Origin of the sequence: Streptomyces sp. CCM_MD2014 (assembly GCF_000772045.1) — a bacterium.
Taxonomy (GTDB): domain Bacteria; phylum Actinomycetota; class Actinomycetes; order Streptomycetales; family Streptomycetaceae; genus Streptomyces; species Streptomyces salinarius.
In genome coordinates this window covers 1,796,985-1,818,966 of record NZ_CP009754.1, presented here as the reverse complement: position 1 = coordinate 1,818,966, position 21,982 = coordinate 1,796,985, and the positions used below count along the sequence as shown (strand labels likewise).

General features: G+C 73.6%; 16 protein-coding genes, 1 tRNA gene and 1 pseudogene. 6 read left to right on the top strand and 12 right to left on the bottom strand.

The features are described 5' to 3' along the window. The first annotated feature begins 138 nt into the window (after window positions 1-138). Both NI25_RS08005 and NI25_RS08000 read left to right on the top strand, forming a co-directional pair. Window positions 139-318, top strand: a complete 180-nt coding sequence (locus NI25_RS08005) for a hypothetical protein (protein ID WP_061441770.1) — start codon at window positions 139-141, stop codon at window positions 316-318. Further along, window positions 318-1,493: an enolase C-terminal domain-like protein gene (locus NI25_RS08000; protein WP_061441769.1), complete on the top strand. Its 1,176-nt coding sequence runs from the start codon at window positions 318-320 to the stop codon at window positions 1,491-1,493. Before NI25_RS08005 ends, NI25_RS08000 begins: the two co-directional genes overlap by 1 nt. 427 nt (window positions 1,494-1,920) lie before the next feature. Here the strand turns inward: NI25_RS08000 and NI25_RS07995 are convergent, their stop codons facing one another. The 4 genes from NI25_RS07995 to NI25_RS07980 form a co-directional block, all read right to left on the bottom strand. Further along, complete coding sequence (locus NI25_RS07995) at window positions 1,921-2,400, bottom strand: thioesterase family protein (protein ID WP_061441768.1); 480 nt, start codon at window positions 2,398-2,400, stop codon at window positions 1,921-1,923. Further along, window positions 2,397-3,383 carry a 3-hydroxyacyl-CoA dehydrogenase NAD-binding domain-containing protein gene (locus tag NI25_RS07990; RefSeq protein ID WP_061441767.1) on the bottom strand — a complete coding sequence of 329 codons (987 nt, stop codon included), beginning with the start codon at window positions 3,381-3,383 and terminating at the stop codon, window positions 2,397-2,399. Before NI25_RS07990 ends, NI25_RS07995 begins: the two co-directional genes overlap by 4 nt. A gap of 214 nt (window positions 3,384-3,597) precedes the next feature. After that, window positions 3,598-4,491, bottom strand: a complete 894-nt coding sequence (locus tag NI25_RS07985; protein ID WP_061441766.1) for a 3-keto-5-aminohexanoate cleavage protein — start codon at window positions 4,489-4,491, stop codon at window positions 3,598-3,600. 48 nt (window positions 4,492-4,539) lie between these two features. After that, complete coding sequence (locus NI25_RS07980) at window positions 4,540-5,403, bottom strand: TetR/AcrR family transcriptional regulator (RefSeq protein WP_061441765.1); 864 nt, start codon at window positions 5,401-5,403, stop codon at window positions 4,540-4,542. Window positions 5,404-5,629: 226 nt separating this feature from the next. Between NI25_RS07980 and NI25_RS39650 the strand changes: the two genes are divergently transcribed. The 3 genes and pseudogenes from NI25_RS39650 to NI25_RS07965 all read left to right on the top strand — a co-directional run. Further along, complete coding sequence (locus tag NI25_RS39650) at window positions 5,630-6,604, top strand: DUF6215 domain-containing protein (RefSeq protein WP_061441764.1); 975 nt, start codon at window positions 5,630-5,632, stop codon at window positions 6,602-6,604. 162 nt (window positions 6,605-6,766) lie between these two features. Next, complete coding sequence (gene selA, locus NI25_RS07970; protein ID WP_061446821.1) at window positions 6,767-8,119, top strand: L-seryl-tRNA(Sec) selenium transferase; 1,353 nt, start codon at window positions 6,767-6,769, stop codon at window positions 8,117-8,119. Window positions 8,120-8,124: 5 nt separating this feature from the next. Continuing rightward, a pseudogene (locus tag NI25_RS07965) lies at window positions 8,125-9,861 on the top strand (GTP-binding protein); the annotation flags it as partial. Window positions 9,862-9,944: 83 nt separating this feature from the next. Here the strand turns inward: NI25_RS07965 and NI25_RS39225 are convergent. Continuing rightward, window positions 9,945-10,037, bottom strand: a tRNA-Sec gene (locus tag NI25_RS39225). A gap of 88 nt (window positions 10,038-10,125) precedes the next feature. On the opposite strand from NI25_RS39225, the gene selD reads away from it, so the two are divergent. After that, window positions 10,126-11,151 carry a selenide, water dikinase SelD gene (gene selD / locus NI25_RS07960; protein WP_061441762.1) on the top strand — a complete coding sequence of 342 codons (1,026 nt, stop codon included), beginning with the start codon at window positions 10,126-10,128 and terminating at the stop codon, window positions 11,149-11,151. 9 nt (window positions 11,152-11,160) lie between these two features. Here the strand turns inward: selD and fdh are convergent, their stop codons facing one another. The 7 genes from fdh to NI25_RS07920 all read right to left on the bottom strand — a co-directional run bounded on the left by fdh (window position 11,161) and on the right by NI25_RS07920 (window position 21,778). After that, window positions 11,161-14,421, bottom strand: coding sequence for a formate dehydrogenase (gene fdh / locus NI25_RS07955; protein WP_233520701.1), 3,261 nt, complete (start codon window positions 14,419-14,421; stop codon window positions 11,161-11,163). Between the two features lie 98 nt (window positions 14,422-14,519). Next, complete coding sequence (locus NI25_RS07945; protein WP_061441759.1) at window positions 14,520-15,143, bottom strand: hypothetical protein; 624 nt, start codon at window positions 15,141-15,143, stop codon at window positions 14,520-14,522. Between the two features lie 250 nt (window positions 15,144-15,393). Then, window positions 15,394-16,437 (bottom strand): NrfD/PsrC family molybdoenzyme membrane anchor subunit, encoded by a 1,044-nt coding sequence (gene nrfD, locus NI25_RS07940; RefSeq protein ID WP_199560850.1) that lies wholly within the window; start codon window positions 16,435-16,437, stop codon window positions 15,394-15,396. Continuing rightward, entirely contained in the window at window positions 16,434-17,492 is a 1,059-nt protein-coding gene (locus NI25_RS07935) for a 4Fe-4S dicluster domain-containing protein (protein WP_061441758.1), read from the bottom strand. The genes nrfD and NI25_RS07935 overlap by 4 nt, the downstream gene beginning before the upstream one ends. 106 nt (window positions 17,493-17,598) lie before the next feature. Continuing rightward, window positions 17,599-19,098: a hopanoid C-3 methylase HpnR gene (gene hpnR / locus NI25_RS07930; protein ID WP_061441757.1), complete on the bottom strand. Its 1,500-nt coding sequence runs from the start codon at window positions 19,096-19,098 to the stop codon at window positions 17,599-17,601. A gap of 444 nt (window positions 19,099-19,542) precedes the next feature. Continuing rightward, window positions 19,543-21,135: an MFS transporter gene (locus tag NI25_RS07925; protein ID WP_061441756.1), complete on the bottom strand. Its 1,593-nt coding sequence runs from the start codon at window positions 21,133-21,135 to the stop codon at window positions 19,543-19,545. A 169-nt stretch (window positions 21,136-21,304) separates the two neighbouring features. After that, complete coding sequence (locus tag NI25_RS07920) at window positions 21,305-21,778, bottom strand: MarR family winged helix-turn-helix transcriptional regulator (RefSeq protein ID WP_061441755.1); 474 nt, start codon at window positions 21,776-21,778, stop codon at window positions 21,305-21,307. Between the last annotated feature and the right edge of the window lie 204 nt (window positions 21,779-21,982).

Here is a 21,982-nt window from a genome sequence, read left to right as displayed (position 1 = left end):
GCGCTCGCCGCGCCGGCCGGAGGCCGTACCCCGGCCGACGTGTGCCGGACTCGACCCAATGAGTGACCGCCGTCCGGTTTGCCCGCGCTCGGGGAAGGCACTCCATGAGTGTTCTACCCGCCTGCCCTGGAGAGCCCCATGACCCCAGTCCCCGACGTCGTCCTCCAGCGTCTGGCCGAGTGGGGCGTCAAGCGGGTGTACGGCTGTCCGGGTGACGGCATCGACGGACTGCTCGGTGCGGAGCGCGTCGGCATCGCCGCCCAGGGCGTACGCCGGCAGCGCACCGAGTACGCCGCGCACCTCCCGGGACGCCGCTGATGCGCGGCGGCTCGGCACCGTCACAGGCGGGCGGCTCCACGCCGTTGGACGCGTGCACGGTCGAGGCGGTCGACGTGCACGCCTTCGAGGTGCCCACCGACGGCCCCGACGGCAAGGAGGAGGACGGCACTCTGGAGTGGGACTCCACGACGCTCGTCCTGGTCCGGGTGCACGCCGGCGGCCGGACCGGCATCGGCTACACGTACGGCGACGTCTCGTCCGCCGTGTTCGCGCAGTCGAAGCTGGCCCCGGTGATCGAGGGCGCGAGCGTGGCCTCGCCGGCGGCGCTGAGCCGTCGGATGGCCGCGCGGATGCGCAACGCGGGCCGTCCCGGCGCCGGGGCGATGGCCCTGTCCGCCGTCGACGTGGCGCTGTGGGACCTCAAGGCACGGCTGCTGGACCTGCCCCTGGTCCACCTGCTGCCCGCCCACCACGACCGGGTGCCCGTCTACGGCAGCGGCGGCTTCACCAACTACTCCCTGGACCGGCTCACCGACCAGCTCACCGGCTGGGTCGCCCAGGGCATCCCCCGCGTGAAGCTGAAGACCTCGCGCCGGCCCGAGCACGACGCCGAACGCCTCACCGCCGTACGCGAGGCGATCGGCACCGCACCGGAACTGTTCACCGACGCCAACGGCGCCCTCGGCCGCAAGGACGCCCTGTACTGGGCGCGGCGGTTCCACGACGAGTGGGACGTGCGCTGGTTCGAGGAACCCGTCAGCTCCGCGGACCTGGAAGGGCTGCGGATGCTGCGCGAGCGGGGACCGGCGCGGCTGGAGATCACCGCGGGGGAGTACGCCTTCACCGCCCAGGACTTCGCCAACCTCACCGAGGGCCCCGCCGGCCCGGCCGTCGACTGCCTCCAGGCCGACGTCACCCGCTGCGGCGGCATCACCGGCGTACTGGAGATCGCCGGACTCTCGGCCGTCCGGCACCTCGACCTGTCCGCGCACTGCGCCCCGGCGGTCTCCGCCCACGCCTTCTGCGCCGTGCGCCGACTGCGGCACCTGGAGTACTTCCACGACCACCTGCGCGTCGAGCACCTGCTGTTCGACGGCACCCTGTCGCCCGAGGGCGGCGCCCTGCGCCCCGACACCGGCCGGCCGGGACTCGGTCTCGACGTCAAGTGGGCCGACGCGGAGCCCTACCGCGTCCATGGCACGCGACCGTCCTGACCCAGCCCCCGCACCACGCCGAGGAGATCCGGCACCCGATGGCCAAGGCGACGCGCGACGTACCCGTCAAGACCGCCCCGGGGCCGCCGGACCACCGCGTGCCCGGCAGACCATCGACGTCGGAAGACCGGACGCGCCCCGCGCAAGGCGGTCGGCGGCGAGGTCGGCTTCGGCACCGGCTCACTCGGCCTGTACGCGCAGGACGCGTCGAACTTCCGGCCTCGCGCCACGTCCGACGGTGCCGTGAACGCCGCCCCGGCCCGTCCGGCTCCGCCGTGGCGCACCCGCGCCCTGCGCGTCCCGGCCTCCGTGGCCCCGGCCGCGGCCGTCACCGCGCTCGGCGTCCGCGCGGCACGCTCCTGAACCGGCCCGTGTCCGACGACCTCGCGGCGCCGGGGCCAGGCACGAGGCCCGGCCCCGGCGCGCGTCAGACCACGGCGGCGATGGAGCGGCCGGCCCATTCCGGGGCCGGCTCGGTCAGCTCCGTGAAGCGGCGCCGGACCGGCTCCGGGAACTCGGCGGCCCGGCCCGCGTGCCGGTCGACGTGGACCGCGAGCAGTTCGGTCGTCGCCACCGGGGCCGCGCCGGGCGCCGGATCCGACCCCGGTGCGGACACCACGTACATCTCGTGCACGAACCGCGCCTTGCGGGCCGCCGCGCCCAACACGCGCGTGCGGACGGCGAGATGGGCGCCCTCGGGGACGTCCCGGAGATAGCGGATGTGGGACTCCACCGTGTAGAGGGAGCAGCCCGTGGACTCGCGGTAGCCGGAGTCCAGGCCCGTCTCGATCATCAGCGCGTCGGTGGCGTGGCCGAAGACGAGGACGTAGAAGGCCTCGCTCATGTGGCCGTTGTAGTCGATCCACTCCGCGCGGACGGTGCTGCGGAACAGCGGGAGCGTCGTCATCGGGCACCCCCTTCGCGGCCGAGGCGGCCGGTGGCGCGCAGTACGTCGATGACGCCCCGGTCGCGTTCGGCCACCAGGTCCGCGATGGACCGGCCGTCCGCCGCCTCGTCGCACCCCGCCACCACGGCGTCGTACAACTCCTTGTCCAGCTCCGGTGCTTCCAGGCGCGTCCACGGCGACTTCAGGGACGGGCCGAAGTGGTCCAGCATGTGCGCCATGCCGCCCTCGCCGCCCGCGAGCGCGAACGTCAGCATCGGCCCCATCACCGCCCAGCGCAGCCCGGGGCCCTCGGTGATCGACAGGTCGATGTCGCGGACCGTCGCCTCGCCGGACGCGACCATGTGCAGTGCCTCCCGCCACAGGGCCTCCTGGAGGCGGTTCGCTATGAAGCCCGGCACCTCGTTGTCCATCGTGATGACGGACTTGCCCGCCACCTCGTAGAAGCGGGCGGCCCAGGCCACCGCCTCCGCGTCGGTGCGCTCGCCGCCGACCACCTCGACGAGCGGGATGAGGTAGGGCGGGTTGAACGGGTGCCCGACGACCAGGCGCGACGGGTCCGCGGCCGACGTCTGCATGTCCGTCATCGGATAGCCGGAGGTGGAGGAGGCGATGACCACGCCGGGCGGTGTCGCCGCGTCCAGGCGGGCCAGCAGGTCCCGCTTGAGATCGAGCTTCTCGGGTGCGCTTTCCTGCACGAACTCGGCGTCGGCCACGGCCTGTTCGAGGGTGTCGGTCACGGTCAGCCGATCGGCCGAGGCGCCCTCGGCGAGACCGAGCGAGGTGAGCGCCGGCCAGGCCGCGTCCACCAGACGGCGCAGCTTGCGCCCGGCGTCGGGCGCGGGGTCCCAGGCGGTCACGTCGTAGCCGCGTGCCAGGAAGTGCGCGACCCAGCCGCCGCCGATGACCCCGGCGCCGACGCAGGCGACGCGACGGACGTTCTCGGGTGCGGTGGTCCGGGGCGCGGTCGTCTCGGGTGTGTTCATGGGTGGGAGTCCTTCGTCGTCGCGGCGGGCTAGAGGGTGTCGTTCGGATCAGGCCGACTCCAGGCAGCGGTGCCTTGTGGCCGGCCCGAGCGGGTCTGGTGCGTGCAGTTGCACGGCGGAGGAGGGAGTCGACGCGGAGCGTCGGCGAGTGACGACAGCGCCGCAGATGTGCGTGCCAGACCCCGCGTCCCCGGCAAGGTTCAAACGAGACCTCCTAGTTGCGCGGCTTGAGGCCGAGGGTGGCGCGGGCCTCGTCCGGCGTCGCGACACGTGCGCCGATCGACTCGGTGATGCGCACGGCCCGCTCGACGAGCTGGGCGTTGGTCGCCTTGTTGCCCTTGCCGAGGTAGAGGTTGTCCTCCAGGCCCACCCGGACGTGCCCGCCGAGCAGGATCGACTGCGCGACCCACGGCATCTGCATCCGGCCGAGCGCGAAGCTCGCCCAGCGCGCCCCGTCCGGCAGCATGTTGACCATCGACTGGAGCACCCCGGGATCCGCGGGCGCGCCCCACGGGATGCCCATGCACAGCTGGAACACCGTCGGATCGTCGAGCAGGCCCTCGGCCAGCAACTGCTTGGCGAACCAGAGCTGACCCGTGTCGAAGATCTCCAGCTCCGGCCGTACGCCCAGCTCCTGGATGCGCCGGGCACCGGCGCGCAGCATGTCGGGCGTCGAGACGTACAGGTTCGAGCCGTCGCCGAAGTTGAGCGAGCCGCAGTCCAGCGTGCAGATGTCGGGCAGCAGGTCCTCGACGTGCGGGAGGCGGTCCAGGCCGCCGACGAGGTCCGTGCCGGGGAGGTGGGTGAGCGGGTCGTCCGGGTCGATGACCAGGTCGCCGCCCATGCCGGCGGTGAGGTTGATGACGACGTCGGTGCCGGTCTCCTTGACGCGCTCGACGACCTCCCGGTACAGCTTCGGGTCGCGGGACGGGTCGCCGGTCTCCGGGTCGCGCACGTGGATGTGGACGACCGCCGCTCCGGCGTCGGCCGCCTCCACCGCGTTCCGCGCTATCTGCTCCGGGGTGACGGGAACGTGGGGGCTCTTGCGGACGGTGTCGCCGGCGCCGGTGAGCGCACAGGTGATGATGACGTTCTCGGTCATGGGCATGCGGGGCCTCCCGATGTGTTGCCGCTCAGGGCTGCGGAGTCCTGCCGCTCAGGGCTGCGCGGTCAGGATCGTGTGGGTGACGTGGGCGGTCAGCGCCGCGTGCATCGCGTCCGCGGCAGCGTCGGCCGACGGCCCGCCCACCGAAAGGACCTGCGTCGCCAGGCCGTCGATCAGCGCGGTCAGCGTCAGCGCAGCCGCCTGCGGATCGACGTCCGCGCGGAACACGCCCTGCGCGACGCCCCGGCGTACGACGTCGGCGACGGTCTCCCGCCACTGCCGGTAGTACTCGGAGTGCAGCCGGCCCACCGCCGTGGAGCGCGCGGCCTCGGCCCACAGGTCGAGCCACACCGCCCACTGGCGGCGCTGCTGCGCGGTGCGCGGGGTCTGCAGGGCGATGAGCTGACGCAGCTCCGCCGCCGCGTCGTCCGCCTCGGCGAGCAGGGCGGCGCGGCGCGCGGTGTCCTCGTCCATGCACCAGCGCACGGCCGCCTCGAGGAGTTCGGCCCGGCCGGGGAAGTGGTAGTGGATCGCGGCGCTGCTGGTGGCGCAGGCGCGGGCGATGTCGGCCACCCGCACCGCGTGGAAACCGTGCTCCGCGATCAGCCGGACCGTCTCGCGGACGATCTGCAGCGGTCGCCCGCCCTCGACACCGGCGGCCGGCGACGCGGCCTTCTCGCGCGGCCGGGTGCCGAGCAGCCAGCCCGCGTCGACGCGGCCCTCGTCGGCGATCCGCGCCAGCTCCGCGGCCGTGAAGCGGCGGGTGCCGCTCAGCGAACGCGACAGCTTGGACGGATCCATCACGACACGGCGCGCGAACTCGCGCTGGCTGACGCCCGCGGCGGCGATGACCTCGCGGACACGGGTGGCGGTGCCGGCGCCGGGTGCGCCGCCGGAGACGTCGTCGGTTTCCACGGGCCACGACCCTAGGGTGCCGTTGCGGAAAACACAACCGCTTGTCACCTCGAAGACGCTGCTACCAGCAACATTGCGCCCCTGACTGGCGCATCAGTCAGGGGCGCAACGTTTTGGGGGTCCGACAGGCCGGTGGTCGTGAGCCCGTTTCATCACGGTTGAGTACCGGGCCGGAATTGTGGCTTCCATCACGGCCGACGTGATCTTGCCCTGGTGAGATCGCCGCATGCTCGGTTTCCTCGTCCGTCTCCTGCCCTTCTGGGTCCGCGAGCCCCTGCTCATCGTGGTCGGGTCGGTGCTCGGCCTACGCATCCTGTACCTCGCCGCCGTCGAGAAGGACTGGGTTCCGGCCGGGATCGGCGCGGTGTTCCTGGTGGCCACCGCGGTGCGCGTCCACATCGTGGTCAGGGCCCTGCGCGCCCGCCGTGCGGACCCCGCCGCGACGCAGCCGCAGCCCCAGGCGGCGGTGCGGCGTCCTCCCGCCCCGGCCACCCCTGCCGTACGGGAGAAGGAACCCAACGCGTGGGGCCAGGCGTTCGCGGCCGTCGCGGTGTTCGCCGCACTCGGGGCCGCGGTGTGGCTGGGGCCCAGGCTGCTGCCCTCCGAGGCCCACGGCACGCCACACGCCGTCTCGTGTCCGGGCGGGCAGGAGACGGAGCTGCCGAGCGCCTACCGGAAGACGTCCGGGGCGGTCACCGGCGCCGAGCTGTGCGAAGCGCTCAACACGCCCGATCTGGCCCGGCTCCTCGGAACGCCGACGGAGACCGCGACCGGCGCGTCCGCCTCCAGCGGCACCGCCGCCCTGACCGACGGGAAGGTCGCCCAGCCGGAGGCCCGGATCGAGTTCGACACCTACACGGTGAGCGTCTCGGTCACCTACAACCACCTCTCCATCGCCCAGTACGTGAAACTGATGGAGTACGGGAACGAGATCGACGTCAGGAAGCTCGAGGTTCTCGGCCGGCCCGCGGTCCTCTTCTCGGACCACACCATGCAGATCGAGATCGGCTTCGGCGGATCCGGCGGACCGGTCGAGCAGGGCCCCCTGGCCAGAACGCTGGCCGTGGCCCTCGACGCGAAGGACGGCGGCGGCTACTACGAGATCACCGTGTGGAGCACGTCCGGAGCGTTCCCGGACGACGACGTCCTCCTCGGCATCACCGAGAAGGTCCTCCCGGCGATCCCCGAGCGGGCAGTGTGACGTGACGGCACCCCTCGGCCGGTAGGCCCTCGCCTCCGTTCGGCGTGTCCCGGCCCCCGCAAGGGGCACTGGGGGAACGATGCATGTTCCCGGGCAGTGCGGGAGCCGGAGCGGAGGACACACGTGGAACAGCGGGGCGCGGCCGAGCGGTGCGGCGAGAGCGTGGCGGCGGACCCGGGCGGCGCCGTCGGGTCCGGCGAACCGGCGCACGCCGTGCCGGACGCACGGCGGCGGATCCCGCGCACCGACGCCCTCCTGCGCGACCCCCGCCTCCTCGAGGCGACCGGCCGGCTCGGCGCGGAGCGGGTCAAGTCGGCGGTGCGCCGCGCACAGCAGCAGGCCAGAGAGGGCGCCGTTCCCCCGGACGCGGTGGCCGACGCGGCGGTCGCCCTCCTGCCGCGGACGGCGAGCGGCCTCCGCCCGGTGATCAACGCGACCGGGGTGCTGCTCCACACGAACCTCGGCCGGGCACCGCTGTCCGCCGCGGCCCGGCAGGCGGTTCAGGACGCCGCAGGCCCCACCGACGTCGAACTGGACCTGAAGACCGGTGTCCGGGCCCGCCGGGGCCGTACCGCGCTGGCCGCCCTGCGGGCCCGCGTGCCGTCGGCGGCCGCCGTGCACGTCGTCAACAACGGCGCCGCCGCGCTGGTCCTCGCCGCCACCGCTCTGGCCGCCGGCAAGGAGATCGTGGTCAGCCGCGGGGAGATGGTGGAGATCGGGGACGGCTTCCGGCTGCCCGACCTCCTGGTGTCCACCGGGGCCCGGCTGCGCGAGGTGGGCACGACCAACCGCACGACCGTCCAGGACTACGCCGGGGCCGTGGGCCCCGAGACGGGCTTCGTCCTGAAGGTGCACCCCTCCAACTTCCGCATCACCGGCTTCACCCGCGCCGCCGACGTCTCCGAACTGGCGCCGCTCGGCGTCCCGGTGGTCGCCGACATCGGATCGGGGCTGCTGGCCCCCCATCCGCGCCTGCCGGAGGAACCGGACGCCCGGAGCCAGCTGGAGGCCGGAGCCTCCCTCGTCACCGCCAGCGGGGACAAGCTGCTCGGCGGGCCCCAGTGCGGACTCGTCCTCGGCCGGGAGGACCTGGTCCGCGCCCTGTCCCGGCATCCGCTCGCCCGGGCGCTGCGCGTCGACAAACTGACCCTGGCCGCGCTGGAGGCCACGCTGACCGGTCCGAAGACGCCGACCGAACAGGCGCTGGACGCCGACCCCGAGCATGTGTCCCGACGGGCCGAGCTGCTGGCCACCGGGCTGCGGGCCGACGGCGTCGACGCTCGGGCGGTCGGCAGCCTGGCCACCGTGGGCGGGGGCGGGGCACCCGGCGTGACGCTGCCGAGCGCCGCGCTCTCCCTGCCCGCGTCGTACGCCACCGCGCTGCGCGAAGGGCGCGTTCCCGTGGTCGGACGGCTGGACGGCGGACGGTGCCTGCTGGACCTGGGGTCGGTGCCGGCCGAGGACGACCGGCGGCTGGCCGACGCCGTGCGCCGCGTACGGGCGGGCGAGAGGTAGGGAACATGCGGGTACTGGCCACCGCCGGGCACGTCGACCACGGCAAGTCCGCCCTCGTACGGGCGCTGACGGGCATGGAGCCCGACCGCTACGAGGAGGAGCGGCGCCGCGGCCTGACGCTCGACCTCGGCTTCGTCTGGACCCGGCTGGAGCCGGACGCACCGGACGCACCGGGCGCTGTGGGCGGCGCCGGCGGCGAACACCTCGCCTTCGTCGACGTACCCGGCCACGAGCGGTTCGTCGCCACCATGCTGGCGGGCGTCGGCCCGGTGCCGGGCGTGCTCTTCGTGGTCGCCGCCGACCAGGGATGGCAGCAGCAGTCCCAGGAACACCTGGAGATCCTGCACGCGCTCGGCGTCCGGCACGCCGTGCTCGCCGTGACCCGCAGCGACCTGGCCGACCCGGCACCCGTACGGGCGGACGCCGTCGAGCGGCTGGCCGCCACCTCGCTCGGCACCGTACCGTCCGTCGCGGTCAGCGCGGTGACGGGCACGGGACTGAAGGAACTGCGCGGCGAACTGGCCCGGTTGGGCGCCGCGCTGCCCGACTCGCCGGCCGACGCCGACGTACGGCTGTGGCTGGACCGCGCCTTCACCGTGCGCGGCCACGGCACCGTCGTCACCGGCACCCTGGGGGCGGGCACCCTGCGCGTCGGCGACCGGCTGGTGACGGGAGACAGCACGGGTGCGCTGCGGGTGCGCGGACTGCAGTGCCTGCACGAGGAGCGGACGTCCGTCAGCGGCGTGGCACGGGTGGCCGTCAACGTCCACGGCGGCGCCGACGCCGCGCTCGGGCGGGGCGAGGTGCTGCTCACCCCGGGCCGCTGGCCGCACACCACCGTGACCGACGTCCGGGTGCACGGGACTCCGGTGGCGGAGCTTCCCAGGACGGTCACCCTGCACATCGGCACCGCCGCCGTGCCGGTGACCGTGCGGCCGCTGGGCGAGGACACCGCCAGGCTGAGCCTCACCCGTGGGCTCCCGCTGCGGGTCGGCGACCGCGCCGTCCTGCGGGAACCCGGCGGACGGCGCGCCCCCTGCGGACTGACCGTGCTGGACGTGTCCCCGCCGCCGCTGACACGGCGCGGGGCGGGCAGGACCAGGGCGCAGGAGCTGACGGCCATGACCGGCCGGCCGGACGGTGCGGCGGAACTGCGGCGGCGACGGCTCGTCCGCCGGCCCGACCTGGAGGCCATGGGCATCGCCCCTCCGGGCCCGCCCGTCACCGGCGACTGGCTGGCCGACCCCGCCCACTGGGCCCGACTGCGCGACCGCCTGGCGGCGGAGGTGGCGCGACACGCCGAGCGGCACCCGCTGGACCCGGGGCTGCCCACCGAGGCGGCCAGGCGCCTGCTCGGCCTGCCGGACCGCGCCCTCGTCCAGGCCCTCGTCGACACGCCGGGCGAGAGCGTACTGAGCCACCGTCAAGGGCGTCTCCACGGCCCCGGCGACCCCCGGCCGTCGCTGCCGCCGTCGGTCCAACAGGCCGTCGACACCCTGGGAGAGGAACTGCGCCGGTCACCGTTCCGCGCCCCCGAGGCCGGCCGGCTGGCCGAACTGGGGCTGGTCCACAAGGCCCTGGCCGCCGCCGTCGCGGCCGGCGCACTGCTCCGGGTCGCCGACGGCGTCGTGCTGCTGCCCGGCGCGGACGCCGGTGCCGCCGCCGTACTGCGGTCGCTGCCCCAGCCGTTCACGCTGAGCGAGGCGCGCCGGGCCCTCGACACCACGCGCCGGGTGGCCGTACCCCTGCTGGAGCTGCTGGACCGGCAGGGACACACCGAGCGCGTGGACGACCGGCGCCGGCGCTGCCGGGAGAGCGCGGGGAACGGAGGCGGACGGGAATCGAACCCGCCTGCCCGAGATCCTTGGGCACCTCGGTTTTGAAGACCGGGAGGGCCACCAGGCACCCACACGCCTCCACCGCCCGCTCAGGCTACAGGAGCGCCGTATCCCCAGCCCGACCGAACCGATCCGCCTCACCCGCCTCACCCACCGGAGGGACCAGCCATGACCGTCGTCCGCGAGACACCCGTACGGCTCACGCAGTTCGCGCACGGCGGCGGCTGCGCCTGCAAGATTCCGCCGGGTGAACTGGAGGATGTGCTCGGCGGGCTGGCGCGCCCCGGTGTCTCCCCGGCGGACACCTCCCTGCTGGTGGGGCTCGCCACGGGCGACGACGCCGCGGTGGTCACCCTGCCCGCGCCGGGCGGCGCCCCGGCCCAGGCGGTGGTGTCCACGGCGGACTTCTTCACGCCGGTCGTCGACGACGCCTACGACTGGGGCCGCATCGCCGCGGCCAACGCCCTCTCCGACGTCTACGCGATGGGCGGCCGGCCGCTCGTCGCCGTCAACCTGCTGGCCTGGCCCCGCGACGTGCTGCCGTTCGGCCTCGCGCGCGAGGTGCTGCGCGGCGGGCTGGACGTCGCCGCCGAGGCCGGCTGCCACGTGGGCGGCGGACACAGCGTCGACGACCCGGAACCCAAGTACGGCATGGCCGTCACCGGCGTCGCGGACCCGGAGCGGCTGCTGCGCAACGACACGGGCCGCCCCGGACTGCCGCTGTCGCTCACCAAGCCCCTCGGCCTCGGCGTCCTCAACAACCGGCACAAGGCCACCGGCGAGCGCTTCGAGCAGGCCGTGGCCACCATGGTGGCGCTGAACCGGGACGCGTCCGCGGCGGCCCTGGCGGCCGGGGCCACCTGCGCCACCGACGTCACGGGCTTCGGCCTCCTCGGCCACCTGCACAAGCTCGCCCGCGCCTCCGGGGTCACCGCCGTACTCGACACCGCCGCCGTGCCCTACCTGGACGGAGCCCGGGAAGCCGTCCGGGACGGGTACGTCAGCGGCGGCACCCGGCGCAACCTGGACTGGGTGGCCCCGTTCACCGACTTCGGTCACACGGACGCCGACACCCGGCTGCTGCTCGCCGACGCGCAGACCTCCGGCGGGCTGCTGGTGGCCGGCGAGGTGCCGGGCGCCCCCGTCGTCGGGGAACTGGTGCCGAGGGGCGCCCACTCCGTCGTCCTGCGGTGATCCGGAGTCCTACGGCTCGGTGCCGGTGCCCTCGTCGATGCCGGCCCTGGCCCGGTACTCCCGCACCAGCTCCAGGGCGGCGGTCCCCCTGGGGCGGCGGCCCGCCCTGATGTCCACCGCGAACGCCTTGGCCTCCTGGATGTGGCTGTTCGGATCCAACGACAGGTGCAGCAGCTCGTTCGCGGCGTCACCGGTCGCGTAGCCGTTGGGACCCCAGTGGTACGGCAGGCCCACCTGGTGCAGCCGACGGCCCTGCACGGTGAGGGGGGCCATGCGGTCGGTGACCAGGACCCGGGCCTCGACCACGCCACGGGCGCTGACGATCGTCGCCCAGCCGGTGTGCTCCAGCCCGCGCGAGGCGGCCAGCTCGGGGGAGACCTCGCAGAAGAACTCCGGCTGGAGCTCCGCGAGATAGGGCTGCCACCGGGACATGCCGCCCGCGGTGTGGTGCTCGGTGAGCCGGTAGGTGGTGGCGACGTACGGGAAGACCTCCGAGCCGGGCTCGGTGCCGCTGGGCTGGTAGCGGTTGTCCGGGTGCGGCGGCAGCAAGTGGCGCACGGGGTTGCGCTGTTGCGCGTACAGCAGGTTCGGGAACGGCGAGTCCTGCGGCTCGTAGTGGGTGGGCAGCGGGCCGTCGGTGAGGCCGGAGGGCACGTACAGCCACGCCTTGCCGTCCGCCTGCATGATGAAGGGGTCCTGGCCCGAGAGCGCCGCGGGGCCCTCCGCGTCCGGGGGCGGCTCGTGGTCGGGGGCCTTGTCGGGCTTGAAGTCGGGCACGTCGTGGCCGGTCCAGGAGCCCTCGTCCGCGTCCCACCACACCAGGGCCTTGCGCTCGCTCCACGGCCGGCCGTCCGGGTCCGCCGAGGCGCGGTTGTAGAGGATGCGCCGGTTGGCCGGCCAGGCCCAGCCCCACTCCTTCGCCACCCAGTCCTGCTCCCGGCCCGGCTTGCGGCGGGCCGCCTGGTTGACCCCGTCCGCGTGGACCCCGCAGTAGATCCAGCAGCCGCAGACCGTCGACCCGTCGTCCTTCAACTCCTCGTACGACGACAGCGGGCTGCCGTCGGAGTCGTGGCCGTTGATCTCGGCGAGGACGGCCTCCGCGTCCGGCTCGGCGTGCTCGCCCTTCGTGGGATAGCCCCAGGTCAGGTCCAGGAGCGGCCGGTCCATCTCGTCGGTGGACGCGGCGAGCTTCTCCCGGATGATCCGGCCGAGGTGGAAGGTGAACCAGAGGTCGCTGCGGGCCTCGCCGGGCGGCGGCACGGCCTGGTGGTGCCACTGCAGCAGACGCTGGGTGTTGGTGAAGCTGCCGTCCTTCTCGGTGTGCGCGGCGGCCGGCAGGAAGAACACCTCCGTGCCGATGTCCTCCGTGCGCATCTCGCCCGTCTCGATCTCCGGGCCGTCCTTCCACCAGGTGGCCGACTCGATGAGGGAGAAGTCCCGGACCACCAGCCAGTCGAGGTTGGCCATGCCCAGCCGCTGCAGTTTGGCGTTGGCGGAGCCGACGGCGGGGTTCTCGCCCATCAGGAAGTAGCCCTTGCAGACGCCGTCCAGCTGGGCCATGACCGTCTCGTAGGTGGAGTGCGAGCCGGTCAGCCGCGGGAGGTAGTCGAAGCAGAAGTCGTTGCCGTCGGTGGCCGCCTCACCCCAGTACGCCTTGAGGAGACTGACGAGGTAGGAGCGCATGTTGCCCCAGTAGCCCTTGCGGGCCGCCTCCGCCTCGACGAAGGTGTCGAGGTCCTGCTGCTGATGGGCGTGCGGCATGGGGATGTAGCCCGGCAGCAGGTTGAACAGCGTCGGGATGTCCGTGGAACCCTGGATGGAGGCGTGGCCGCGCAGGGCCAGGATGCCGCCGCCCGGCCGGCCGATGTTGCCCAGCAGACTCTGCAGGACCGAGGCGGCCCGGATGTACTGCACGCCCACCGTGTGCTGGGTCCAGCCGACCGCGTACGCGAACGCCGTCGTCCGCTCCCGCCCCGAGTTCTGCGTCACCAGCTCGCACACCTGGCGGAAGAGGTCTTGCGGCACGCCGCAGACCTGCTCGACCACCTCGGGGGTGTAGCGGGCGTAGTGCCGCTTGAGCACCTGGAAGACGCAGCGCGGGTGGGACATGGTCTCGTCCCGCTCCGGCTCCCCCTCACCGATGTCGGGACCGCCCGAACCGTGCGACTCGCCGCGGGCGGCCTCCGTCACACTGCTGCCGTCCCTGGTCCGCTTGCCGTACTCCTGGTCGCGCTGGCCCGAGGCCGCCTGCATCTCCGTGCCCTTGTACTGCCAGCTGCTGTTGTCGTAGCTGCGGCTGCCGGCATCGAGGCCGGAGAAGACGCCGTCGAGGTCCTCCGTGTCACGGAAGTCCTCCCGCAGGACGACCGGCCCGTTGGTGTAGGCGACCACGTAGTCGCGGAAGTAGCTCCCGGTCCGCAGGACGTGGTTGATGATCCCGCCGAGGAAGGCGATGTCCGACCCCGCGCGCAGGGGCACGTGGACGTCGGCCAGGGCGCTGGTGCGGGTGAAACGCGGGTCGACGTGGATCACCTTCGCGCCGCGGGCCTTGGCCTCCATCACCCACTGGAACCCGACCGGATGGCACTCGGCCATGTTCGAGCCCTGGATGACGATGCAGTCGGAGTGCTGCAGGTCCTGCTGGAAGGTGGTCGCGCCGCCGCGGCCGAACGAGGTTCCCAGACTGGGAACGGTGGAGGAGTGTCAAACACGCGCCTGATTCTCGATCTGCACCGCGCCCAGGGCGGTGAACAGCTTCTTGATCAGGTAGTTCTCCTCGTTGTCCAGTGTCGCCCCGCCGAGGCTCGCGACACCGAGGGTGCGCCGGGTGCGGGTCTCGTCGACCTCCCACTGCCAGCCGGAGCGCCGCGCCTCGATCACCCGGTCGGCGATCATGTCCATCGCCGTGTCCAGGTCCAGCCGCTCCCACTCGGTGCCGTGCGGACGGCGGTACAGGACGTGGTGCTCGCGGGCACCGCCCGTGGTGAGCTGCAGGCTGGCCGAGCCCTTGGGGCACAGACGGCCGCGGGAGATGGGGGAGTCGGGGTCGCCCTCGATCTGGGTGACGCGGCCGTCCTCGACGTAGACGTTCTGTCCGCAGCCGACCGCGCAGTAGGGACAGACCGACTTGACGACCCGGTCGGCGGAGGCGACGCGCGGGGTGAGACGCGCGGTGGCCCCGCTCTTGGCGGCGGCCCCGCGGCCCAGGGGGTCGGTCCCCTTCAGCTGGCGGTAGACCGGCCAGGAGTCGATCCAGGTGCGTACGCCCATCACCCTGTCCTTCCGGCCGTGTCCCGTCGTCGCCCGCCGTGTCCGGTCGCGGTGGTCGCGGTGGTCGCGGTGCGAGTGCCCCGCGCGATCCCGGTCAATCATCCGTGGTCGTCGGGAGTCTTCGAGCCCCCGACCGCTCCCGCGGTGAGGCTGCTCAGCACCTCGGACGTCACCGCGTCGACCTCGTACACACGCTCCCGGACCGGCTCGACGAGGGCGACGGTGACCGACCAGACGGGCTGCCCACGCGACCCCTTGTGCAGCGCGATGCCGCTCACCTTCCCGAAGTCCGGCCGCTTCACCTTGTCGACCGCCTCCTTCGGCAGCACCCGGGCGGCGTCGACCAGCTCGGCCGTGCGCTTCTCCGTCCCGGCCGTCTGCCCGGCCGGGACGGACGTGCCCAGGAGCCGGCCGTCCGTGGCCGAGACGCGGACCAGACGCACCGCCCCGTTGCCGTGGGCGACCCGGACCAGCCAGGTGGGCCGCACGTCCGACGGCCGCAGGCTCAGGGAGACGAACTCGCTGCGGGGCACCTCGTCGAGGGCCTTGCCGACGGCCAGGTCGTAAGGGGCTTCCACCTGGGGCAGTACCTCGGGCGACCGTGCCGGCGGAGGCTGGGAGCACGCCGAGCCCGTCACGAGCAGGGTCCCGCCGGTCAGAAGGGCGGACAGGACGAGCCCGGTCCGGCTGCGGACCCGGCCTTCCCCGGCCGAGTGCGTCATGCTCGCCTGCCTCTCCTGCGGCGCTTCACCGACCTGCCGAAAGGAGTGCGCCGGGGCGCGCGTCCCAAACCTGCCCGGACACCGGTACCGGAACACCGCACCCCGCGGTGTGTCCGCTCGTGGGCCGTCCGGCCGGTCGGTGGAGCCCGCCTGGCATCCGCCCGACACGTCCCGGAGAGGGGACCGCCCGCCGACCGTGCCGCCGACTCGACGGCCGGCCCGGCCCGGCGGCTGGGCGCGGGCGGCTGACTCAGGACGCCGGGGGAGCGCCGCCGGGCTCCCGTGCCCCGGCCGCCAGCCGCTCCCGCTGGGGCAGCACCGTGTACTTGGGATCCTCCGCCGAGGCGACTCCCGCGTGGAAGACGCCGAAGCGCAGCGCGGCCGAACCGGCGAGGAGGGCCGCACCCGCGACCGCGGCGACCGCCCGGTTGCGCCCGCCGGGCCACGCCCCGAGCGCGGCGCCCACGGAGGTGAGCGTCTCGGCCGCCCGGAGCAGCGTCCGGGCCCTGCCGCGTTCGAACGGCTCGGCGGTCAGCCCCATGCGCCGCTTCATCACCCGGAACGATCCGAGTTCGAGAGCGGCGCCCAGCGCGGCCGTGCGCCTCGCGGGGCCCGTCTCAGCGACCGGCGCGCACACCAGGGCGAGCCCGGCGGCGGCGGTGGCCCCGGACCCGGCGAAGACGTACGGCAGCTCGCGGTGCCCGTCGTGCCAGGACGGCACGGCCGTGTCGGAGACCAGCACGGCGGTGTAGGTGGCGACCGCCGGACCCAGCACGGCGGCGGACGCGGTGGCCGCCGCGCCCACCAGGCGGTACCTGCCGGCGACGTCGGCGGCGGCCGCGGCGACGGTCAGCGGCGCGTAACCGGCCAGCAGCCACGAGCCCACGCTCATCGGGGAGGTGGGCTTGAACACACGGAGCATGTTCAGGAAGCGTTCGGGGCGGCCCAGGTCGTGCACCAGGGCGGCCAGTGACAGCGAGACGGCGCCCGCCGCGCCCAGCTTGGCCGTCCGCGCGAGTGCGGGCTGGCCGGTGGCGTGCGCGCCCGCGGCCAGCAGCGAGGAGGCACCCGCCAGCCCGCCGAGGTACAGGTAACCCGCGATGTCCAGGGGCTTCCACGTCGGCCTGTTCAGGATCGGCCTGCCGTAGTACGAGGAGAACTCGGCGTCCGGCACCATCGCCCGCTCGCCCCGGCCCCGGCGCCGGCGGCGGCGCCCGGCGTGGGTGCCGGTGAGGGCGTCCCGTCCGGGGCGGGCACCCTCCACGCCGTCCCGGGTGACGTCGGAACCGCTCATCGCGGCCTCCTCGCGAAGCTGACGGCGGCGAGCGCGACGAGCGAGACGGCGGCCGTCGCCGCGTGCCGCCACATCGCGGGCAGGTCGCGGGTGGTGACGACCGGGCCGGGCGGCAGGCCGTACACCTCCGGTTCGTCCAGCAGCAGGAAGAAGGCGCCGTCGCCGCCGACCCCGTCGCCCGGGTCCTCGCCGTAGAGGCGGGCGTCCGTGACACCCGCGGAGTGCAGCTGGGCGACCCGGGCCGCGGCCCGCTCGCGCAGCTCGTCCAGCGGGCCGAACTGGATGGAGTCGGTCGGGCAGGCCTTGGCGCAGGCGGGTTCCATGCCGACGCCGAGCCGGTCGTAGCACAGGGTGCACTTCCAGACCCGGCCGTCGTCGGGGCGCTGGTCGATGACGCCGTACGGGCAGGCGGGCACGCAGTAGCCGCAGCCGTTGCAGATGTCCTCCTGGACCACGACCGTGCCGAACTCGGTGCGGAACAGCGAACCCGTGGGACAGACGTCCAGGCAGGCGGCGTGGGTGCAGTGCTTGCACACGTCGGAGGACATCAGCCAGCGCAGCTCGGTGCGGCCCTCCGGCGCCACGGGGGAGATCTCCCCGGCGGGTGCCGCGGCCGCCGGTCCGTCACCGGGTGCGTCGGCGGGCCGGTCGCCGGGTGCGGGCGCGGTCGCGCCCGGGCCCGGCGAGGACGGGGAGGTGCCCAGCGCGCCGGCCGCCGCGAAGACGTCGACGGACTCGTGGCCGACGCCGGGTTCCTGCCCGCCCAGTGGCTTGCGCTGTTCGATGAAGGCCACGTGCCGCCAGGTGTCCGCGCCGAGCCCCTGGGTGTTGTCGTAGGACATGCCGGTCAGTTCCAGGCCGTCCTCCGGGATCGCGTTCCACTCCTTGCACGCCACCTCGCACGCCTTGCAGCCGATGCACACGGAGGTGTCCGTGAAGAAGCCCACGCGGGGCGGGGCGTCCGGGTAGCCGGCGGCACGCGTCGGCTCCGGCTGCGGCCCGGACAGCAGGTTCCCGCCCGCTCCGGGGACCGGAGTCTCGGTGTCGTCCGTCATGTCCGGGCCTCCTCGCCCATGCGCCGTCGTCGGACCGGCCGGGGCCTGGGTGCCCCGACGGCGCCCGGCCAAACGGCGACGGGGGGACGCACCGGCACTCGCCCCGTCAGTCGGCCGCCCCACGCGCGGGTGTGCCCTTGGCACCGCCGCGGGTGTGCACGTACAGCCGGCGGCGGTCACCGACGTCGAGCCGCTCGGGCAGGGGCAGCTCGTAGCGGACCGGACGGGCGTGGTCGGCCAGTTGCCGGCGCGGATTGTAGACCTGGTTGAACTTCCACAGCATCCGGGCGAAGTTGGTCTGCCCGTGCAGCAGGTTCCGGCCGAGGATGCGGGCCGCTCCGAAGGCGGTGCGCAGGCCCAGGTGCTTGCGGTTGATCACGGCCTGGGTGCGCACCAGTTCCTCGTAGAACCGCTCCAGGGGCAGCGTGGTGGGGACCACGGCGTGCTGGATGTCGAAGAGCCGGTAGTCGCGGGTGGTGAGCCGACGGGACTCGGTGTGCCAGATCTCCGTGCCCGGGTAGGGCGTCATCACCGTGAAGTGGACGATCTCCGGCACCGAGAGGGCGAACTCCCGCACCACCCGGAACCGCTCCTCGTCCCACGCGGGATCGACGATCAGGTTGATGGCGACCTGGATGCCCATGCGGCGGGCCGCCTCCAGGGCGCGGACGTTCTCGTCCGGGCTGATCCGCTTGCGGAACAGGTCGAGGCCCTCGGCGTCGATGGCCTCCATGCCCAGGAACATGTAGCGCAGGCCCAGCCTCGCCCACCGCTCGAAGACCTCGGGGTGGCGCAGCAGCACGTCGCTGCGCGTCTCCAGGTAGTACTGCTTGCGGATGCCGCGCCGCTCCACCTCGTCGGCGATCGCGTTGCCGTGCTCGGGCCGGATGAAGGCCACGTCGTCCACGATGAACACGTTGGGCTCGCGGATCCGCGCGAGGTCCTCGGCCGCCGCTTCGGGGGAGGCCTTGCGATAGCTGCGGCCGTAGAAGGTCCAGGCGGAGCAGAACGAGCAGTCCCAGGGACAGCCGCGCGTGAACTCCACGGACGCGCACGGGTCCAGTTCGCCGATGAAGTAGCGGCGGCGGTTGCGCATCAGGTCGCGGGCCGGCAGCGGCGTGTCGATGCCGTGCAGCATCAGCGGCGCGGGCCCCCGCCCGGCGGCGGTGACGATGCCGGGGACGCCGTCCACGCCGCCGTCGCGGACCGCCTCGAGCAGCGGGGCGATCGCCGGTTCGCCCTCCCCGCGGACCACCGCGTCCACCGCGCCCGCCGACTGTGCCAGCACCTCCTCGGCGACGAAGGAGACGCTGTGCCCGCCGAAGAAGACGAAGCAGCCGGGAACCTCCCGCTTCACCTTCGCGGCCAGATCGATCGCCTCCGGGATGTTCGCCAGGTAGTTCAGGGAGAAGCCGACGGCCTCGGGCCGGAACGACCGCACCTCGTCGCGCAGCCGCGCCACCGGCAGCACCTGGAGATCCACGACGCGTACCTCGTGGCCCGCCTCCCGGGCGGCGCCGGCCACCCGTTCCAGGCCGAGGGGCTCCAGCCGCAGGAAGATCTCGGAGTACATCAGGGCGCTGGGATGGACGAGCAGCAGGCGCATGGGTCACCTCGTCGACCGGAGCCCGAGGGAGCCGGGCTCCGCGGAAGCGGGAAGGAAGAGTCTCCCCACTGGCCTCCCGCCGGACGGGCGCCGCGTACCCGGCATACCGCCGCTTGGTCGCAGGAGAGTGCCCGCAGGGGTGGCCCCGCGGGCAGCCCCGCCCGGCGCCACGACGGGCAGAAGACCGCCGAGGCCACTCGCCCCGGCCCGACGCGCGCCACCGCAAGAACACCGACGCCCTGAACGTGGACATCCACGCCGTCCGCGCTCTCGCGCCGGGAGAGGAGATCACCGCCGACCGCACCTGCGGCGGCACCAACCCCCTGTGGTGCGGCCCCGCCGCCCCACCGGGGTGGCGGGGCCACCCGTGGCCCGGCGAGGCGTTGAGGAGTTCCCGTCCTCACGGTGCGCCCACCCGCCTCGGCCGGGCAGAGCCGTCACGCCTCAGTGACCGGCCGTCTCGGGACTGCGCCGTACGCCCGCCACGGCGAGCAGGGCGCCGAGCGCGCACAGGACACCGGAGACCAGCACGGCGCCGTGGACGCCGTTCATGAACGCCTGGTGGCTGCCCTCGACGACCGCCGACTGGAACGAGGCGGGCATGTCGCCGGAGACCGGGGCGACGCCCATGGCCACCGCGTCCTTCGCCTCCGCCAGGCCGCGGGCCCCTTCGGCGGGCACGCCGGAGGAGATCAGCTCCCCACTCAGGGTCGAGCCGACTCGACTGCTGATGAGGGAGATCAGAACGGACGTGCCGAGCGCGCCACCGACCTGGAGGGCGGTGGCCTGGAGGCCGCCCGCGACGCCGCCGTCCTTGACCGGCGCGTTGCCGACGACGGCGTCGGAGGAGGAGGCCATCACCATGCCGACGCCCAGTCCCAGCGCGATGAACGGGGGCCACATCACGGTGTACGAGGAGTGCACGCCCCAGCCGAGCATCGTGAAGCAGGCAACGGCCTGGAGAGCCATGCCGAGCGGCATCGTCAGGCGCGGGCCGAACCTCTCGGTGAGGGCTGCGCCCAGCGGGGAGGCGACCACGGAGGCGAGGCTGAGCGGCAGGGTGCGCACGCCGGCCTCGACCGGGGTGAAGCCCCGGACGTTCTGCAGGTACAGCATCACGAAGAAGATCACGCCGAGGAGGACGAAGAAGTTCAGGGCGGTGATGACGGTGCCGATGGTGAGTGCCGGGTTACGGAACAGGCGCATGGGCAGGAGCGGATGCGTCACGCGGGTCTCGTACCAGCCGAAGAGCAGCAGGACCACGACACCCGCGCCCATGACGCCCAGGGTGCCGGCCGAGGTCCAGCCCCATGTCTCCCCCTTGACGACGCCGAAGACGACGGCGAGCAGGCCGAGCGCGAGCAGGACGACGCCGGGGATGTCGAACTTCTCCTGCGCCGCCGTGGTGTTCTTGCTCTGCGGCAGGACCGCGATGCTGAAGACGAGCGCGATCACGCCGATGGGGGCGTTGATGTAGAAGACCGATTCCCAGTTGACGTGCTCGACGAGGAGACCGCCCACGATCGGTCCGAGCGCCGTCGAGACCGACGACACCATGGCCCAGACGCCCACGGCCATGCCGAACTTCCTGGGCGGGAAGACGGCACGCAGCATGCCGAGGGTGTTGGGCATCAGCAGTGCCCCGAAGAAGCCCTGGAAGGCGCGGAAGACTATGACGCCCTCGATGGATCCCGCCAGGCCGATGGCGACGGAGGCCAGGGTGAAGCCGGCGACGCCGACGAGGTAGAAGGTGCGGCGGCCGAAGCGGTCGCCGAGCTTGCCGCCCAGGATGAGCGCGGCGGCGAGGGCGAGCAGGTAGGCGTTGGTGACCCACTGGAGGCCGGCGGTGGAGGCGTTCAGGTCGCGGCCGATCTCCGGGTTGGCGATCGAGACGACCGAGCCGTCCAGGCCGACCATGAACAGGCCGAAGGCGACGGCGACGAGGGTCAGCCAGGGGTTGGCCCGGCGGCCGCGCGGTTCGGCCGTGGGCGCCGAAGGGGCAGCCGGAACCGGGGAGTTCAAGACTTCGGGGGACATGAGAGCGTGAGTCCTTGATCAGGCAGAGGGGCGGGTGGCGGCGGACGGCTGTGCGGGTCCGCGCAGAACGGCCGGCCGTTTCCGGCGCGGTGCGGCCGGACACGGCTGGGAGAGAAGACGCAAACGGGCATCCGCCGCCGTCGCGTACGGGCTGGGCCTGTACGCGCGATCAGCCGACGACCGGGTGAAGGCGCTCGTTCAGATCCTGCAGCGAGGACAGTGCCGAGCCGAGGGCGTCGAGTTCGCCGTCGGTCATGGTGCGCAGAGCCCGGGCGACCTGGTCGCTCATGAGGCGCTGGACCTTCATGAGCTGCCGCCGTGAGGTCGCGGTCAGGTGCAGATGCGCGATGCGCTTGTCCTCCGGGTCCGGCCGGCGCTCCAACAGCCCCTGTGCGGTCAACTGCGTGACCAAGGCGCTGACGTTGTTGGGCTTCATCAGCAGAGCCTCTGCCGCTCGGCGAACGGTGACGCCGTCATTGGCCTCGACATGACGCAGGAGCGCGAGCTGCGCCTCCGGCGGCTTCGGATGCGGAAACTCCGGGGCGATCCGCCGCTCCATGGCCCGGGTCAGCGCGGGCAGGCACGCCGCGAGCCCGGCGGCTACGCGGTCGATGTCCTGGGCGGACGCACTGGTCTCGGGCACGCGGGCACTGTAGGTCCAGAAATATAGCTATGTCAAAATACCTACCTGCTCGCAAGTGACACGCGAACACTCGCCGTGTGCGACGAGCCGGGCCCTCTTACGGCCACGGCCTGGACCTCCGGCCTCCCCGCCGCACCGTGACCCGGGCCCCGCTCCAGCACGCCGCCCGGCTCCGGGCCGCTGCCGCTCGCCGGGCTCCGCGTC

Coding starts and splice junctions, on each gene's coding strand:
- NI25_RS08005 (WP_061441770.1), top strand. CDS start 139: ATGACCCCAGTCCCCGACGTCGTCCTCCAGCGTCTGGCCGAGTGGGGC.
- NI25_RS08000 (WP_061441769.1), top strand. CDS start 318: ATGCGCGGCGGCTCGGCACCGTCACAGGCGGGCGGCTCCACGCCGTTG.
- NI25_RS07995 (WP_061441768.1), bottom strand. CDS start 2,400: ATGACGACGCTCCCGCTGTTCCGCAGCACCGTCCGCGCGGAGTGGATC.
- NI25_RS07990 (WP_061441767.1), bottom strand. CDS start 3,383: ATGAACACACCCGAGACGACCGCGCCCCGGACCACCGCACCCGAGAAC.
- NI25_RS07985 (WP_061441766.1), bottom strand. CDS start 4,491: ATGCCCATGACCGAGAACGTCATCATCACCTGTGCGCTCACCGGCGCC.
- NI25_RS39650 (WP_061441764.1), top strand. CDS start 5,630: ATGCTCGGTTTCCTCGTCCGTCTCCTGCCCTTCTGGGTCCGCGAGCCC.
- selD (WP_061441762.1), top strand. CDS start 10,126: ATGACCGTCGTCCGCGAGACACCCGTACGGCTCACGCAGTTCGCGCAC.
- NI25_RS07945 (WP_061441759.1), bottom strand. CDS start 15,143: ATGACGCACTCGGCCGGGGAAGGCCGGGTCCGCAGCCGGACCGGGCTC.
- nrfD (WP_199560850.1), bottom strand. CDS start 16,437: ATGAGCGGTTCCGACGTCACCCGGGACGGCGTGGAGGGTGCCCGCCCC.
- NI25_RS07935 (WP_061441758.1), bottom strand. CDS start 17,492: ATGACGGACGACACCGAGACTCCGGTCCCCGGAGCGGGCGGGAACCTG.
- hpnR (WP_061441757.1), bottom strand. CDS start 19,098: ATGCGCCTGCTGCTCGTCCATCCCAGCGCCCTGATGTACTCCGAGATC.
- NI25_RS07925 (WP_061441756.1), bottom strand. CDS start 21,135: ATGTCCCCCGAAGTCTTGAACTCCCCGGTTCCGGCTGCCCCTTCGGCG.